The 15,312-nt window shown below is 61.1% G+C and carries 17 protein-coding genes; 3 read left to right on the plus strand and 14 right to left on the minus strand.

From position 1 onward, the window contains the following. Positions 1-265 precede the first annotated feature (265 nt). Entirely contained in the window at positions 266-610 is a 345-nt protein-coding gene (locus tag HN018_RS24895; RefSeq protein WP_171835762.1) for a hypothetical protein, read from the minus strand. A 542-nt stretch (positions 611-1,152) separates the two neighbouring features. On the opposite strand from HN018_RS24895, the gene HN018_RS24900 reads away from it, so the two are divergent. After that, on the plus strand, positions 1,153-1,320 hold the full coding sequence (locus HN018_RS24900) for a hypothetical protein (protein ID WP_171835763.1): 168 nt from the start codon (positions 1,153-1,155) through the stop codon (positions 1,318-1,320). 264 nt (positions 1,321-1,584) lie between these two features. Here the strand turns inward: HN018_RS24900 and HN018_RS24905 are convergent, their stop codons facing one another. From HN018_RS24905 to HN018_RS24945, 9 genes are all read right to left on the minus strand, one after another. Then, positions 1,585-3,519: a DEAD/DEAH box helicase gene (locus HN018_RS24905; RefSeq protein WP_171835764.1), complete on the minus strand. Its 1,935-nt coding sequence runs from the start codon at positions 3,517-3,519 to the stop codon at positions 1,585-1,587. Positions 3,520-3,642: 123 nt separating this feature from the next. Further along, a complete protein-coding gene (locus HN018_RS24910; protein WP_171835765.1) occupies positions 3,643-3,912 on the minus strand; it encodes an HU family DNA-binding protein in 270 nt (89 codons plus the stop codon). Between the two features lie 217 nt (positions 3,913-4,129). Then, complete coding sequence (locus tag HN018_RS24915) at positions 4,130-4,438, minus strand: hypothetical protein (RefSeq protein WP_171835766.1); 309 nt, start codon at positions 4,436-4,438, stop codon at positions 4,130-4,132. 285 nt (positions 4,439-4,723) lie between these two features. After that, positions 4,724-5,431: an exonuclease domain-containing protein gene (locus tag HN018_RS24920; RefSeq protein ID WP_172443571.1), complete on the minus strand. Its 708-nt coding sequence runs from the start codon at positions 5,429-5,431 to the stop codon at positions 4,724-4,726. Further along, the gene (locus tag HN018_RS24925) at positions 5,431-5,892 is read right to left on the minus strand and encodes a SprT-like domain-containing protein (protein WP_239479398.1); all 462 of its coding nucleotides are present in this window, start codon (positions 5,890-5,892) and stop codon (positions 5,431-5,433) included. Before HN018_RS24925 ends, HN018_RS24920 begins: the two co-directional genes overlap by 1 nt. Beyond that, positions 5,889-6,611: a DUF7168 domain-containing protein gene (locus HN018_RS24930; protein ID WP_172443572.1), complete on the minus strand. Its 723-nt coding sequence runs from the start codon at positions 6,609-6,611 to the stop codon at positions 5,889-5,891. The genes HN018_RS24925 and HN018_RS24930 overlap by 4 nt, the downstream gene beginning before the upstream one ends. Positions 6,612-6,645: 34 nt before the next feature. Then, a complete protein-coding gene (locus HN018_RS24935; protein ID WP_408886850.1) occupies positions 6,646-7,074 on the minus strand; it encodes a MucR family transcriptional regulator in 429 nt (142 codons plus the stop codon). A 164-nt stretch (positions 7,075-7,238) separates the two neighbouring features. Next, positions 7,239-7,448: a hypothetical protein gene (locus HN018_RS24940; protein WP_239479450.1), complete on the minus strand. Its 210-nt coding sequence runs from the start codon at positions 7,446-7,448 to the stop codon at positions 7,239-7,241. Positions 7,449-7,561: 113 nt separating this feature from the next. Continuing rightward, the gene (locus HN018_RS24945) at positions 7,562-7,807 is read right to left on the minus strand and encodes a type II toxin-antitoxin system CcdA family antitoxin (protein ID WP_239479443.1); all 246 of its coding nucleotides are present in this window, start codon (positions 7,805-7,807) and stop codon (positions 7,562-7,564) included. 264 nt (positions 7,808-8,071) lie between these two features. On the opposite strand from HN018_RS24945, the gene HN018_RS24950 reads away from it, so the two are divergent. Further along, the gene (locus HN018_RS24950; protein ID WP_204259724.1) at positions 8,072-9,370 is read left to right on the plus strand and encodes an ISNCY family transposase; all 1,299 of its coding nucleotides are present in this window, start codon (positions 8,072-8,074) and stop codon (positions 9,368-9,370) included. 229 nt (positions 9,371-9,599) lie between these two features. Beyond that, positions 9,600-10,136 carry a helix-turn-helix domain-containing protein gene (locus HN018_RS24955; protein WP_171837605.1) on the plus strand — a complete coding sequence of 179 codons (537 nt, stop codon included), beginning with the start codon at positions 9,600-9,602 and terminating at the stop codon, positions 10,134-10,136. An 87-nt stretch (positions 10,137-10,223) separates the two neighbouring features. On the opposite strand, the gene HN018_RS24960 is transcribed toward HN018_RS24955, so the two are convergent. The 4 genes from HN018_RS24960 to HN018_RS24975 all read right to left on the minus strand — a co-directional run bounded on the left by HN018_RS24960 (position 10,224) and on the right by HN018_RS24975 (position 15,282). After that, positions 10,224-10,526, minus strand: a complete 303-nt coding sequence (locus HN018_RS24960) for a hypothetical protein (protein WP_171837604.1) — start codon at positions 10,524-10,526, stop codon at positions 10,224-10,226. Positions 10,527-10,751: 225 nt separating this feature from the next. Next, entirely contained in the window at positions 10,752-11,363 is a 612-nt protein-coding gene (locus HN018_RS24965; protein WP_171837603.1) for a hypothetical protein, read from the minus strand. Positions 11,364-12,562: 1,199 nt separating this feature from the next. Then, positions 12,563-12,931, minus strand: coding sequence for a hypothetical protein (locus HN018_RS24970; RefSeq protein ID WP_171837602.1), 369 nt, complete (start codon positions 12,929-12,931; stop codon positions 12,563-12,565). Between the two features lie 14 nt (positions 12,932-12,945). Next, positions 12,946-15,282, minus strand: coding sequence for a DotA/TraY family protein (locus tag HN018_RS24975; protein WP_171837601.1), 2,337 nt, complete (start codon positions 15,280-15,282; stop codon positions 12,946-12,948). Positions 15,283-15,312: the final 30 nt, after the last annotated feature.

Here is a 15,312-nt window from a genome sequence, read left to right on the forward strand (position 1 = left end):
CCCGACTGCCAGTGTAGCCCCAGAACAAAAGGCTAAGCAGGAAAACGAGGTTATACCTATAGCGGGCCATATGGAAACCAAGGACCATCCGCATCGACAGTTTTCCACCCGGCGCTCAAATAGAAGACAATTCAACGGCGACGATCTCATTGGAAGAGCTAGAGTATCCACTGTATCAGCATTGAGAAAGCGCCTTCTCACCTTTCGGCGAGAAGGCGCAGTTCATACGACCGAGTTATGTTTGGTCCCGGGGTGCAATGAGGCTTCAGCCCCAGTGATGAAAGATCGACGAATCGATATCGGCGACTGTCACGGTCGCGTCCACGTTCGGCCAATGATGAAAGATCTTAGGATCTGCGTCCGCCACCGTTGTCGCCGCGTGAGGCCAGTGGTGGAAGATCGCAGGATCAACGTCGGCGACAGTCGTGGTCGCGTGCACGTTCGGCCAATGATGGAAGATCTTAGGATCAATGTCGGCGAGACGGAAGGCCTGGTGTAGACTTGCCTCACGGCTTGTCGGAGGAACCGACGATCCGGAAAGCAGTAGCCCCCCAGCAATCGTCAGCGACGCGCTAAGTGCTTGAAAGAATAATACGGTTCTGGCGGTCATAGTCCGAGTCCTTGTGCGGCTGCGGACCTGATGTCCGAGCCAAAGCAAGGTATAGACTATCGCGGGCCTGGATCGGTGGCGGCACGATGTGCTACCGCGCCGAAAACCTCTGGGTAGTGGCTGTGGTGGCGAACGCCCAACGTTCATCGGGCACTTTACAGGCGGGTGACACGATCAATTCGTGCATAGATCAAGTAGCTTAAAGTTGTTTTAGGCGAACGCCAAAAAACACTGTCCGACGATCTTTCGTCCGGCAGGATCCTGATTAGATGCCAAAACGCTTCGTTGTCGTTTCAGCAGCTGCGATCGTCGGGTCGACAACTTCAACTTCCTCACGACGCAGAGTGTCGTGAACCTTTTGGCGAACTCGTCTATATCCTTCTGCACCACGACGTCCTGGACCACGTGGGCCGATTTCGCAACGAAAGCTTCCTCGCCAGTCTCTGCCACGCTTACCTCGCAGGCACCGAAAGTATCGGCGTCAAATTCGGCGTTCGCCGTCTCCGGGGTGCGGGAGCCGTGAAATATGCATTATAATGCGCATGGCGCTCCTCAAGATCGCGACGCTCGTGATGCCCTATAAATTTGTCCACATCGCCGGCATCAGCCCGAAGAAGGCCGCCATCAAGAATCGCGTCCAAGCCCTCGAGACCTTTGGCGGCTTTCGAACCGGCATTGTATGCGCTTATCAAAAGCTCTCATCATGGTAACGCTGTTGCGAACCGCGGGGCGGGCAGGATTGAAGATGCGGTATTTATTCCGTCAAATAAACCATCTTCGGAAGGTGCTCAGTACATCCTTGGTTTCTGCGAGCGAAAACCGCTCACCGTTTGATTTCACTCACGCGTGATTGTGAACTTCTACTGGACATAATATCGTTCCTTTCGAACTAGGAAGATCCTGCATCAGGCATTGTGAACTGATCAGGCCACGGCAAGAGGCGAGCCTGTGCCGCGATTGACCTTCATCCGACATCATCCGGATCGCTTTGTCGCTGCATAAGCCGATGGCGCCCGTTTGGTGTCTGTCGGTGTCCGGCTCGGTCGTCCGACCGGCGGCTTCCACTCTCCGCGCTGACGTGCCGTCCAGGCGTAGCGTGGGTCGTCGTCTAGCAGGTGCAGATGCTCCTGCAGCTGATTGCGCTCGAGCCAGCCGATCGCCGCTTCCAGCTCGGCCAGCGTCATCTGCGCCCGGTTCTTGTTGCCGGTCATGCGCTTCAGCACCGCGTTGTAGCGGTGGTAGAGCCCGGGACCCGCCGTGCCGCCCTTGAACCCCGCTCGCCCGGCCTCGTCCTCAACCGCCTGCGCCGCCACCATCTCCCCCAACCGGGCCCGCAGACGCCGCTCGGCCACCGACGGCGCTTCCAGCAGCTCCGCCTGCGCCGCCTCCTGCTCGGGACGCTTCAGGGCCAGCTCCGGTCCAGGCCGCAGTGTGTCGAAGCGCAGCGCCAGCGCATTGCTCTCCAGCGGCGTGATGCCGTCCCGGGACGGCGGCAGCTGGTCGAGCAGCCACAAGGGCAGGGCGCTTTGCTTGCGCTTGGCCTTCGGCCGCGCCAGCGTGCCCTGCTCATACTCCATGCGTCGGCGGAACAGCGCGAACAGCGGATCATCGGGGTGGAACACCAGCGCCTGCTGCGTCTCGTAGGCACCGGCATGTGGATCCACCCGGGTGGCGCGGGCCACCATCTGCTCCAGCCAGGCGCGCGACCGGATGTGGGTGAGTGCTGCCACCACCGCCACGTCCGGTGCATCCAGGCCTTCATAGGCCATGGCCACCGTTACCAGGATCGACGGATCCGGCCGGAGCCGGAAGCTGGCCAGGATCTGGTGCGCGCGCGGCGTGTCGGAGGTGGCCAGCTGCGCCGTCTCCTCAGCCTGGGCGACCGGGATCCAGCGTCGGATCACGCCGAGATAGTGCTTGGCCGTGGTCTGGTCCGGCGCCACCACCAACAGCTTGCCAAGGCCACGCGCTGCGGCACCCGGCTCCAGGTCACGCTCCTGCCGCCGGCGGGCGCGCACGTCGCGGATGGCGATGAACGCCTCATGCAGCAGCGTTTCGGCAAAGCCGGTGCGCAAAGCCGTAAACAGGGCAGGGCGAGTGGTCTCGTCGGGATGCAGATTGGCCAGGCGGTGCGGCCCGATCTCGTTATCGTCCTCGTCGCGCCAGCGCGCTTCGCCATCCAGCGCGCCGAAGGTCACCGGCAGCACCGCGCGCTCGAGCAGCGCCTGGGCACGCGAGTAGCCGATGATCGCCCAGCCGGGTGCATCCAGCTCGATCTCGCGGGTGCGCGCCTTCACGCCCTTGCGGTAGGGCAGCCAAAGGATCGCCTTGCCGTCCGCCCGCTCCAGCGTACCTGACAGCAGCAGCCGGACGGCGGCACACTCCAGGAGTGGCAGGATCGCCTGTGACCAGGCACTGGCCTGCTCCTCGTCCGTGGCGGCTGCGTGGGCGGCGGCATCCGGATCGGTGTCGGCCAAAGCCGGCAGGTGATGCACCTCGTCGACCACGAGCAGGGTGCGATACCGGCGCATCTCGCGCAGGTGCAGGTCAGGGGCGGCGGCCACGCCCTGGTAGGTGGTGATGTAGCCGGCCAGTCCGCGGCTCGGATCAGCTGAGTTGTCGGCCGCCCGTACCGACAGGCCGTGGCCCAGGATGGTGCGCCAGACCGGATCGGTGAACGCCTCCTCGGCCTGCAGGCGCAGACTGTCGCGCGGCACTATCCAGCAGACGCGCTCGACGAGGCCCGCCTCGATCAGCCGGGCGGCGGCGATCACCGGCAGCAGCGATTTGCCGCCACCGGGTGTGACCGCGGCCAGGATGTCGGGGGCGGTGGTCTCGCCGGCCACCATCGCCGCAACCAGGTTGGCCAGACGCTGCTGGTGGGTGCGGAGCGGGCGGGGCAACGTCATCAGGGGAATCTTGAGTCACGCAGACTCTGCTGTCCAGCGTGACGATGTTGGTCCCCTTCGGGTTCAGATCGAGGACGCCGCCTGGCTCGCTGGATCGAGCCGGCGGCGGCCGGTGCAGAACGGCTAGACGGCCTTCTTGAGGTTCGGGCTGGCCTTGAAGCGGACGGTCTTGCCGGCCTTGACCTTGACCGGCTCGCCGGTGCGCGGGTTCAGCGCCTTGCGCGCCTTGGTCTTCCTGACGGTGAAGGTGCCGAACGAGGGCAGGGTGAAGCCGCCGTCCTTCTTCATTTCTGAGACAATGGCCGCGATCAGCTCGGCCGCCGCTAGATTGGCGGCAACGCCGGTGCAGCCGGTCGAATCCTGCAATGTCGCTGCAATGAAGGCCTTGCTCATCTGTTTGGTATCCTGATGCAAAAGACGCTGATAGATGCCCGGTCGGCATTGATCAAGTTACCAACCGTCAACTCAGCACTGCATCTTTCTATGGTGAAGTCGCTTAGACCTACAACATGTTTCGCTGGCGATGAACCAAAGAAAAAGGGGAATAGCGTAATGCCATTCCCCTTGCTTACCTTCCCGGCACGTTACCGCCGGTTGTCGCTGTGCCCGGTCAGATATCGGCGCCAGCACTTTCCGATGTGCTGTCAGCGGCCGATGCCGGCATCTCTGACTTCTTCTTAGTTGCACGGCGTGGCTTCGCGACCGGCGTCGGTGCCTCGGCAACGGCCTTTGCACGTCGGGTCTTCTTCACAGCGGCTTCGGCAGGAGCTGCGGATGGCTCGGCAGCCGGTGCCTTGGCAGCCTGCTTCATCTCGGCGCCCTGCTTGCGCAGCCGGTCGATGGTGCGCTCCAACTTGATGATGTGAGCTTCGAGCTCGGCCTTGTTGAGCTTCGGTGCAGCCGGCGCAGTCTTGCGCACGACAGCGCGCTTTACGGCCGCAGGCGCTTTGGCTTTGCTTGTCGTGCGGACGCCGTTCTTCGACCCGGGCGGTCGGCCACGCGGCTTCTTTGCAGCCTCTGTCGGTGCGGTCTTTTTGGAAGAGCGTGTTGAGGTCGCGGTGCGAGCCATGGATGATTCCGATTCTCGAGGGTGGAGCGAGCGATTCGCAGGGCGGGTAACCCACCATGCTGATTACGGGGCGACAATAGACAATGCACTACCACTACCACTACCGATAATGGCGGGGGAACTTTGTCGTGCGCTCTACCGACCGGGCTGTCGCCGTTCGATCTCTCGCCGCCCACAATAGATCACGTCAGCATCCATCTCGGTCTGCCGGACGAGCCATTGCAGATAATCGAGCGGAAGCTCCGACCAGGATAACCCACGATGCTTGCCGATCGGCATCAACGGCAGCAGCTTTGGCTGGCTGGTCCAGGCGATCATCTGCTCGATGCTGGCCAGCACCAACATCCGCAGCAGCAGATGCGCGGTAACATAAGCGTCGGGGCCGGCACGATGCGGCGGCATCGCCAGACCTGCATCAAGCGGCAGCCCGAGCCAGTAGCGCAGCACCTGGTTGGAATGCTTTGGTGCGTCCGGCCACAGCCGCAGCGCCACCTTGTAGGTGCAGATCCAGGGCAGGGCGTCGGTGTGCAGGACGTCGACGAACAGCTGCTCGAAGGCGCAGTTGTGTGCCACCAGAACATCCGGCGGATTACCGGCCCACACCGCCAGCCGCAGCCGTTCGCCGGTGCACACCGGGGTGTCCGCATTAAAATCGTGCTCGGTGATGTGATGCACCGCCATCGTTTCCGGCGGGATGCCGTGCAACGGCCGGTACAGCCGCGTCATCGGCCGGTCGATCTGCCAGGAGCCCGTGCTGTCGTGCAGGTCGACCCGGCCGAACTCGATGATCTCGGCCGGCGGCGCCGTGCCGGTGGTCTCGATGTCGATGACGCGCAGCCGCATCACAGTTGAGCCTGAAAGGCTGCGGTGTCGACGAACAGCGGCTGCGCCCGCATGTCCACCTGCACGTCCGCGCTCTCGAGGGTCGCCAGCAGCCAAGGCTGCGGCAGCCGCAGATACCGCACGAGCAGTTGCACGTAGATCCCGGCAAACACCGGGCCGTGCTGATCCGAGTGTCCGTCATGGGTGCTGGTCAGGGCATGCGCCAACTCGTGCAGCAGGCACCAGGACGGCGTCTGCGCGGGCAGACGGAGGGTAAGGCGGGATCCATCCGCCATCCGCGTCGTCGCCTGTTTCGGCAGAGGCTCGACGCGCGGCGGATAGCGCAGACCCAGCTCAGACCAGATCGCGTCCACCATTCCTTGAGCCGCGCCGTAGGCGATCAGGCTGGGATCGCGTGGCACGACCATCTCATCCTCCCACGCATAGACCCGGCTGCGCTGTTCATCGCGTCCCGTCATCATGCCAGACGGTTCTGGTCGTCCTGCTCAACCGGCCGCCTGAGGTTGACCCGCTCTCCGGCCAGGCGCCCGACGCGGAAGGCGGTGTCGTTGTGCAGCGTCAGGCCCGGCATGGCCCGCAACCTCGGCCCACTGGCTCGAAAGGCTGCCTCTACGACCTGGTGCCGCACGATCGTCAGGGCTGAGCCGGTCGGACGCTGCGTGGCCACGCTCGCCTCCCGATCATCGTGCATGTCCACCAACCGCTCGGCGATCCGCGCCGCCATGCCCAGCTGGAAGCTCGAGGTGGCGCGACTCAAGGCAGCGCCCGCAAGCGCTGGTCTTGCGGATCGGAAGGTCTGGCTGTCGCTGTGGATGGCGCGCTCGATCACCGCGTAGAGGTAGGCCACCAGAGCGGTGTCGGTCGCAAAGGCGAAGAACACATAGGACGGCGGATGGCTGTCACGGGACAGCCAGACCTTGCAGTCACAGAAGGCCGCAATTGCCGGCACGCAGGCATCGATTGGCCGGCGACGGGTTCCGCCCAGCGGAACCTCAATTTGTACGCAGGGCTCATCGCGGATGTCGATCTCTTCCATGTTGAGCGCGTAGCGCTCGAGCAGCCGCCCCACCATGTCGGCCGCCGCCATGGCCTCGGCCTCGGTGCAGCCGCGGGCAATCGTGCGCTCGGTGAGCGCCTTGACCCGCGCCTTCACCCTGGCGAGTTCTGTGTCCTGGCTCAAGCGTGCCGTCGTTGTGGCGTCAGCTCAGACACCATCATGACCCGTCCTGGGCGTCCGACTTACGGCCGAGACCGCTTTCCCGCGCCAGGTCGCTCCGGCGCTTCGCATAGTTCGGCGCCACCATCGGATAGTCCTGTGGCAGCTTCCACCGTTCGCGATACTGCGCGGGTGTCATGCCATAGGAGGTTTGCAGGTAACGCTTCAGCATCTTGAGCTTTCTGCCGTCCTCCAAGCAGACAATGTAGTCAGGGAAGACGCTCTTCTTGATCGGGACGGCCGGCGTCAGGGCCTCGGGACCAGCAGCCGCAGCGTCCTCTGGCCGACCGTCTATGCTGCTCAGCGCCGCAAAGACCTTGCGGATCAGGGTCGGAAGATCCTCCGCTGGCACTGCGTTCATGGCGCAGTGTGCGCTGACGATCTGGGTTGTCAGTTCGAGAAGAGATGCGGAAAGTTCAGTCAAGATAGTTCCATTTGTATTTTCGGAGTTTGTTCAAAGATTGTATTACATTAGCCATAAAGACGACGACCGGTCAGAACTCAATGGACGATAGCACAGAACGTTCGTCAGTGTAGTTGGTGGCTCTTGCCTCTGAGCTCGTCCTGCGGTGATTACGCATGGTTCATGCTTCAAGCCCGGGTAACGAACTCATCCAGTGCTGGAATAACCTTATCCTGATCGATGTCCGCCAACGTCTCCAGCGCCTCTGTAAAGCGGAAGGCGGGTATCGTCGCAGTGTCGAACGGGCATGCATAAACCGAGTGCCCGCGGACAACCAGTCGTGGGGTCAGGGGATGATCGGGCGGCGCGGAGCCTTTCACGCTGTTCAACGCCATCACCAACCTGCCAGGAGCATTTTCCAGTCGATCGGTCTGGATCTGGACGACAAAAGCACCTCTGGCTTTGAGCCAGGGCTCTTGAATACCGCAAACTGAGACATCGGGATGGCCGCTCAGAGGCTGGGAAACTCATCCGAAAGGTAGACATGCTCTGCATGGACTGCATTGACCGCGGTGATAACCGCAGCCAGCTGTTGGTCCTCGGCTCGTTTACGCGCTTGATCCTCTTGAACGAACCGAGCCAGAGGATCCTCAACGGTCGCTGACAGGTTGCTAGTTGCAGCCTTGGCACGGATCAACAAATCCTCGTTCAAAGACAGGTTGACGGCGGGGCGCGAGGCCGTTTTGTCGTACGCCATCGAATTTGAGTGCTTCATGGTGGGCCACTCTGCGCATGCTATGCGCAGAGTGGTGGCAGTCAGAGCTGGCTTGTCAATTAGAGAGCCCAGCTGAGCCCCCCACCCGCGTCTAAAGCCTGTTTGAGTTGGCATAAAAAGAATTATGCGGTGTCTAGATGTAAGCGCCCGATTAGAATGTCCGCAATGAGCCCGATAGAAATGTCCCCGACCACTTGCCTGCGCTCATGGTGAGGATTTCGGAGACCGGCCATGGGGTTGGTGCTGATGAGCGGACAAGAACTGCATCGCGTGGGCGTATTGGCCGAGATCACCGACGGCGAGCGCAGCGTGGCTTCCGGAGCGGCGCTGCTTGGCCTAACGACCCGACACATGCGCCGGCTGGTTGAGCGCTACCGCACGGAGGGCGCCGCCTCACTCGCGCATGGCCATCGCAGCCGACCCTCGAACCATCGCCGGCCGACCGAGCACCGGACGGAGGCATTGCGACTGGTCCGGTCGCTCTACCAAGGCTATGGACCGACGTTGGCCTCGGAGATGCTGGCGGATCGGCACAAGCTGTCGGTGCCACGGGAGACGCTGCGCTGCTGGATGCGTGCCGACGGTCTCTGGCTGACCCGTGCTCAGCGCCGCAGCTTCCACCAGAACCGGCCGCGACGCGAGCATTTCGGAGAGCTCATACAGATCGACGGTTCCGAGCACCGCTGGTTCGGTCCAGACCATCCAATGTGCACGCTGCTGGTATTTATAGACGACGCCACCAGCCGGCTGATGCAGCTGCGGTTCGTGCCCAGCGAGAGTACCCAGACCTACTTCGAAACGCTGCAGGATTACCTGATCGAGCACGGCTGCCCGGTAGCATTCTACTCAGACAAGCACACGGTCTTCCGCGTCGCAAAGCTCGATGCGATGCGCGGCGATGGCATGACGCAATTCGGCCGAGCACTGGCCGAGCTGAATGTCGAAATCCTCTGCGCCAATTCGTCGCAAGCCAAAGGCCGCGTTGAGCGAGCGAACCGGACCCTGCAAGACCGGCTGGTCAAGGAGCTGCAGCTTGAAGGGATCACGACGATCGAGGATGGCAACGGCTTCCTGCCAGGATTTATCGAGCGGTTCAATGGACGCTTTGCTGTGCCTCCTGCCCGGCCCGACAACCTGCACCGGCCGCTCAAGGTCACCCTCTCCCGCCTCAGCGACATCCTGTGCAAACGCGAGCTACGACATGTCGGCCAGCAATTGCAAATCTCATGGCAGCGCAAGCTGTTGATCCTCGAACGCAATGCGCTGTCCGAGACGCTGCCAGGCAAATACGTCGAGTTGTTCGACTTTGGTGGCGGTCGATTGGAGATCCGCTGCAACGGCGTCGCCTTGCCATACTTGGCGTTCGACAAGGACCAGCGGGTCACGCACACGGCAATTGTCGATAATAAGCGGCTGACCGAGGCACTGGTCTTTGTGCAGGAGCTGCAGGCGGAGCCTCGTCCCGCACCACGGATCAAGACCAACAGTGAAAAGATTGGCTATGTCTCGAACGGTCGCAAGCGAGGCCGACCTCGCGGGATTTGAACCAAGCCCTGCTGGCAAAAGTTTCCGCCGTTGCGGGGTCAAACCGCCCGGTTTGGCCCCTCTGTCGCCTCCGGCTCCGTCAGGGCCAAACCGGGCGAGAGGACATTTCTATCCGGCGCAGAAGCGGACATTTCTACCGGGTTGCAACACTAGATGTAAGCGGGCGGATTTTATTTTGAAGTGCGACTTTTGAGCCTATTCAGTAAGTTAGCTTCCGAGGGATCATTCGATGGGTTTATGTTACAGGCACCTCACCCTTGATGAGCGACGTCAGATTTACCTCCTGAGCGAAGCAAAGGTTCCCATCCGGCAGATCGCGGAACGCCTTGGCCGGCATCGTTCATCAATCCGTCGCGAACTCCAGCGCAACCGCTATGAGGAAGCCCCGTACCTGGACAGGTATTCTCCGGTCACTGCCCACGGTCTGATGGCAACGCGACGTCGCCGGCTCGGAAAATTGTATCGCTACCCCGAATTCGCCGCCTACGTCGTCGCCCGGCTCAACGACGCATGCTCTCCTGAACAGATTGCCGGCCGCTTACGGTGCGATGAAGAGATCAGCCACGAGCTCTGTCACGAGACGATCTACCAATGTGTCTACAGTCTCATTGGACGAACTGATCAGCTTTATCGCCTGCTGCCGCAGGGGCGCCGTCGCCGCAGCGTTTGCTATACCAGGAAACCACGTGGCCTGAACATTCGTGATGCAAAGACGACCGTTATCGGGCTTAGGGAAGTCATTGAATCTTGTTGTTACTCAGGCTGAACATACAATGAGACCGGACGATGGCATTAAGCTTGGCGGTCTCTTCCTTAAAAACTGTGCCGTCCTCGTCGTTGTTCGCTCGCAGCATTATGACGGCCGCCAGCTATCGGTCGTCGACAGAAACTCTCCAGCACTTCCCAATCGACCGGTTCGGATCTGCCAGTTCACGAGAGCGTTGTAAAATGCACCCAGCCCGAAGCAGGTTGTAATAGCAATCAGACCCGCCACGGTTAGCAAACGGGCATAGGAGCCTGGAGAAGCGATGGCCTCGTAGAGCCAGCTGACCCAAAGCACTATTGCGGCGCCGAGGTAGGCATAGACGGCAAGCCGCGTCTGCCGGCGCCGTGCCGACAGCCGCCTCTCAACCACCGAAATCGTCGTGTCCATCACATAAGCCATCTCGTGGAGGTCGAGTACGCGGTCAGCCCTCACCCTAACGCGGTCATCGGCCTGGGGTCCTTGGATAATCAGAGCAGCCATTTTCCGGATCGCCCGCCAATTCTCGCGGATCTGTGGGATGCCGGCTGCTCCTGCAGGGCTTCCGAACAGAGACCTGAACCCGCGCCGTATGGGCCCCCCACGCCCCGACTTTTCTGGTCGTTCTACAGTCATTGTTTAGCTCGCGATCGACGACAGTAGCGCTTCCAGGTCCGGCGGAACCCCAGCGCTCATGCCCTCGGTACCGTCGCCTTTCCGCCAGACGAAGGTCGGCGTGCCTTTGAGGTGCAAAGCGTCCGCAGTTGCCATGTTAGTGGCCAGTTTGACAATCGCAGCCGGATCCGGGCTCCCCGATAGCCGGCGGTCTTCCCAAGCTTGGACCATACCGCCGGCCGGTTGGCTGAGCATCATCTGGGCTGAACTGGTGCTCTTCCCTTGGTCTTCATAGTCGAGCACCGCGACGGGAATGACCGCCAGTTGCACCTTGCCGCTTGCGACGTAGGGCTTCAGTGCAGCCATTGCCCGTATTGAGAAGCTGCACATCGGATCGATGAACATCCACAAGCGTGGCGCTGTTGTCGTCCCGACGGTCCCATACGACGTATGCTCTGCAGCCTCGATTAGAGACGGTTCGCCGGCTACAGAGACAGGGAGGGGCGCAGTGGCCGATTGCTGCTTCTCAGGAATATCGGGGCCAATTGTCACGGTAGGAACCGTGCCAGGGATCCCGGCAACCTGCTGCCGGGTGACGTTCTTCCCCGAGGCGTCCCACATGACGCCGCCGATCACGGCACCGCCATCCGGAGATACGTAGAAGACCTGAAACTTACCTCCGTTCTGCGCGAACACAGTTCGGAGCCCATGTACCGTCCCAAGCTCCGTCAGTTTGGCGCCAACTGCTGCAATGTGCTGAAGTGCTAGCCCTTGAACGGGAGCCACAGTCTGATGCGCTGGCAGGTCTCTGTAAATTCGCGCTGGAGCAGGTATGGGAACGACAATAGAATCCGATGGCGGTTCAGCAATGGCGCAGCTTGGAGCGGCGAGAGCAGCTATTGGAACCAGCATCGTACCAAGGGTTAGGATAAACCGGGTCATGGGATTCTCCATTTCACCGCGCACTTTGTCGGATCGAGTTGTAAATGGAGCTAGGGGAACCAAGCCTTTGCGAATGGGTAAGCCGCTACTGAGTCTCGCAGGCATCATTCTACTTTCGAGTTTCCAGCCTGCACACGGACAGATTATAGAAAACCGAAAGTCCCCAGCAAACACTCCGGGCCTCGAGTGCCGATATGCCACGCAAGCTAATCCGACCGTCTACGCAAATCCGACGGCCAAGAGCAAAATGCTAGGCTATATCAGCAAGGGAGTTCTTGCCCAAGACGGCCCCGTTGTGGACGGCTGGGTGCCAACAGTTACCGGTGGGGGTATCCATGGTTGGGTGCCGGAGTTCATGACATATTTGAAGGGTGGACCTGGCTTCCCCCACAGATGTCATGTTGTACGCGAAGCGTCTGGGAGACTGGTGTTCTACTTAGGCGTATAAGACACAACTTCCGACCGGAGATTGGTCAACCCAGCATCCCGCTCTGATCCCGATCAGAACGTGCCCGCCGGGCCACCATATGGTGATGGCGCGGCTCCTTTCGCCCAGACCGATCCTTCATAATCCGGACGGTCCCAGGAAGTCGCAGCGTCCGATGGGCGCACGATCGTTCCATTTCTGTCGGCAACGGGCGGGTGCCATATAGCAGATGCTTTGCCATAGGGCATGTATGGCTGATAAAAAGAATGAGTGACTGGCAGTGGCCTGGGCGCATGATAATCGGCCGCAGTCTTAATATTACCGCCGCTTCCACATCCAGACAGGACAGTCAGACTTGCGACAGCCGTCCAAATCATCAAGGTCTTCATATCAGCCTCTATCTCGATAGAGGACAGTGTGACCCACTCGAATGAAAATCGTATGATCGATCTGCGTTCTAGGAGTTCTAAAGACGCTCCTGGGCAAGGGATCTGACTAAGCCCTCGGCATAAAGGACCCACTCATTCTTCTGTCGTAGAAGCTCGTTGTATGCCTCGGCAAGCTCGTTGTACTCGGCTGTTCTCTGTCTAAACGCACTGTCGGCGAGATCACGATCAGCTTCCATCAGATGAGCGCGGTCCTCCCACACAGCCGTATTATTCAGGGCGACGTCGAGATGAGCCCGTAGATGATCATTCTCGACACGAAGCTCATTGATAACTGCGGCTTGACTTAGCCGGTGTTGGCGAAGCCCGAGGCCGACCGCCTGCCCGACGCCATAGAACATATCGTGCGCGACGATAGAGGCCCGGACACCACAGTCGAACTCACTCATGATGCCCGCTCCGCCTATTTAGCCGGCGGCGTGACGCTCGAGGACAGCTGCAGCGTCCGATCGGGCGCCTTTTGCTGATCCGGAGCAGCCTCTGCCTTGCCGCCTTTGTCCTTGGCCCCCGATCCACCACGCCCCTCGTGGGTGAGGTGGTTCGCCATGCCGCTCAAGCCACTCTGAATTGCCCTGGTCGAGTTTGCAAGACCGACAGCCCCGACCTCAGAAGCAAAGCTGCCCATGTCGACCCGGTTCGCAGCCATCAGGCCAACCCAGCGCACGACGTGGTGGGGGAACAGTGAGATCATCCGGAAGGACATCATGGCAGCCGAGATCTGGAACAGGACAAACATACAGCAGAAGACGACAACACCGATAAGGTTGGTGAGCAAGGATCCGTTCATCATCACGAAGCCCGCAGCAATCCCGAAGCTCTGGGTGATCAAGCCCGACAAGGCAACAAAGATGTAGTAGCCGAAGAAGAGGCCGAGCAGCATCAGGATCGGTCTGAATAGGATGTTGAAGAGCATCGAGTAGCCCTCGAAACCCTTCCCGTGCAATCCATCTCCCTGGAAGGTCAGATGAGCGAACATCCATAGCGGGACCGCAACGACTGCCTCGCAGACCAGGATCAACCATCCTGCGACGCCGGCAATCCAATAGGCGTAAGGAACCATAGGCAGGATGAAGGCAAGGGTAATTCCTGGGATCAAAAGCGCCATGCAGCCGTAGAAGATCGGCGTGGCGAAGAATCCCATCAGGGCGTGCCCCCCGATCGCCGCCGCAGCACCGGAAAAGTTGAAGGTGAGCAGGCTGCCAGCGACCGCACCTGCGGTCCCCGTGGTTGAAGAGAGAAGCCCTGCGAGACCCATAGCGGCTAGGGATGCGGCGATGAGTATGTGACCAAGGTGGCTCAGGGCAACGAACGGGTCGTACCAAAGCGACTGGTTCGGGGCCAGCGCCGTGGTGACGGCGTTCAACAGGCGCTCGTCCAGGTGCAGCTTGCGGATTACCTGCTCGAGCAGGCTGGTGCCATCGGCGCCAGGTGTCGCACCGCTGTAAAGATCAGGCGTGCCACCAGGAACGTCCTGGCCGTCCTTCACGGCGACATAGTTCATGAGCTGGTCGTTGAAGCCCAAGGCTGCCTTGACCAATGGCGCCATGTCCTTCGACAGGCCTTCACCGAGGCCACTGTAACTCGGCTCCGTGACCTGGGGCGTCGCGCTGAGGATCGAAAGGGTCAACCCGTTCAGCTTGGCAATCTCAAGGTAGTAGGCACCGGCGGACGTCCAGCCAAGCGACGATAGCTGAGTGGCATTCGTGGTGGTGTTGTCCCAGCTCGACCCATTGCGGGCGTCCGCCACCCTGCCAAATTGGCTTCTGAGGTTGCTGGTCAGGCTCGTCGCAGCCGTTGTCAGCTGCTGGGTGTAGTCGGCTGTTGCGGTGGTCAGGATGGAATACATCGCCGTGAGATCGTTGGCGTTCCTGTCGCTCCAAAGCTGCTGCGCCAGCTGCTCCATCTGCGGCCGGATGTCGGACTCGATAACATAGCTCAGGATCGCGCGCTGCGTGCCGGCCATGTCGACGGAGGCGCCCTTCAAGTTGGAGCCAGTGCTGACACCGCGGACTGTGACGCCTCCGCAAGCCGGTGTATCCGAGCTATTTCCCGCTGCGAGGGCATACGGCCACGAAACATAACCGGTAGACCCCGTCGTCGCGTCTTCTTGGGATGTGAAGGGTGTCGGCACCGGCACCATGTTGGCGTTGTTCGAGGCCTGGTTGATCAGGGCGCGGCACAGCTCTGCCTGCATCAAGCCGGCCACAATTGTCTTTGTGCCCGGAATCATCGGCTGGGCAATTGGAACAGCATCCGGCCCGACCGACTGGATGGCGTATGTGTAGGCACCTCTGGCCATCCCGATGCCCCAGGTCGCGACCAGTACGATACCGCGCTGCCCGGCACTGAAGCCGTTAGAGACCGGGAACATCATGATCAGCGCAAAGGTCAGCCGGACCGGCACCCACGATGACATCGAGTTGCCTAGCACCCGACCGGTCTCGGCTGCCCGATGGATTTGCAGGACGGTTGTGTAGCCGACAAAGGCAGCGGCCAGGATCATCACGAAGCCGGTCAGCTCGCCCAGGAGTTGGCCGATGACGGTCTGCTCTGTGCCGATTGAGGCGTCGCCGGTTTGGGACGTTGACGGGAAGATGCTGTGCAGCACGGTGGCCGCCCAATCGTCTCCCGCACTCAGCGACGACCACGTCTGCGTGCTGCCTGTCGTGTTCTGGGCGTGCGCTACCGTGGCGCCGAGCATGAGAAGGGCAGCCGGAAGAAAAAGCCGGAACAGGCGCATTGCATCCTCGCGGGTATCGACCGCACGAGG

Origin of the sequence: Lichenicola cladoniae, from assembly GCF_013201075.1 — a bacterium.
Classification (GTDB): Bacteria; Pseudomonadota; Alphaproteobacteria; order Acetobacterales; family Acetobacteraceae; genus Lichenicola; species Lichenicola cladoniae.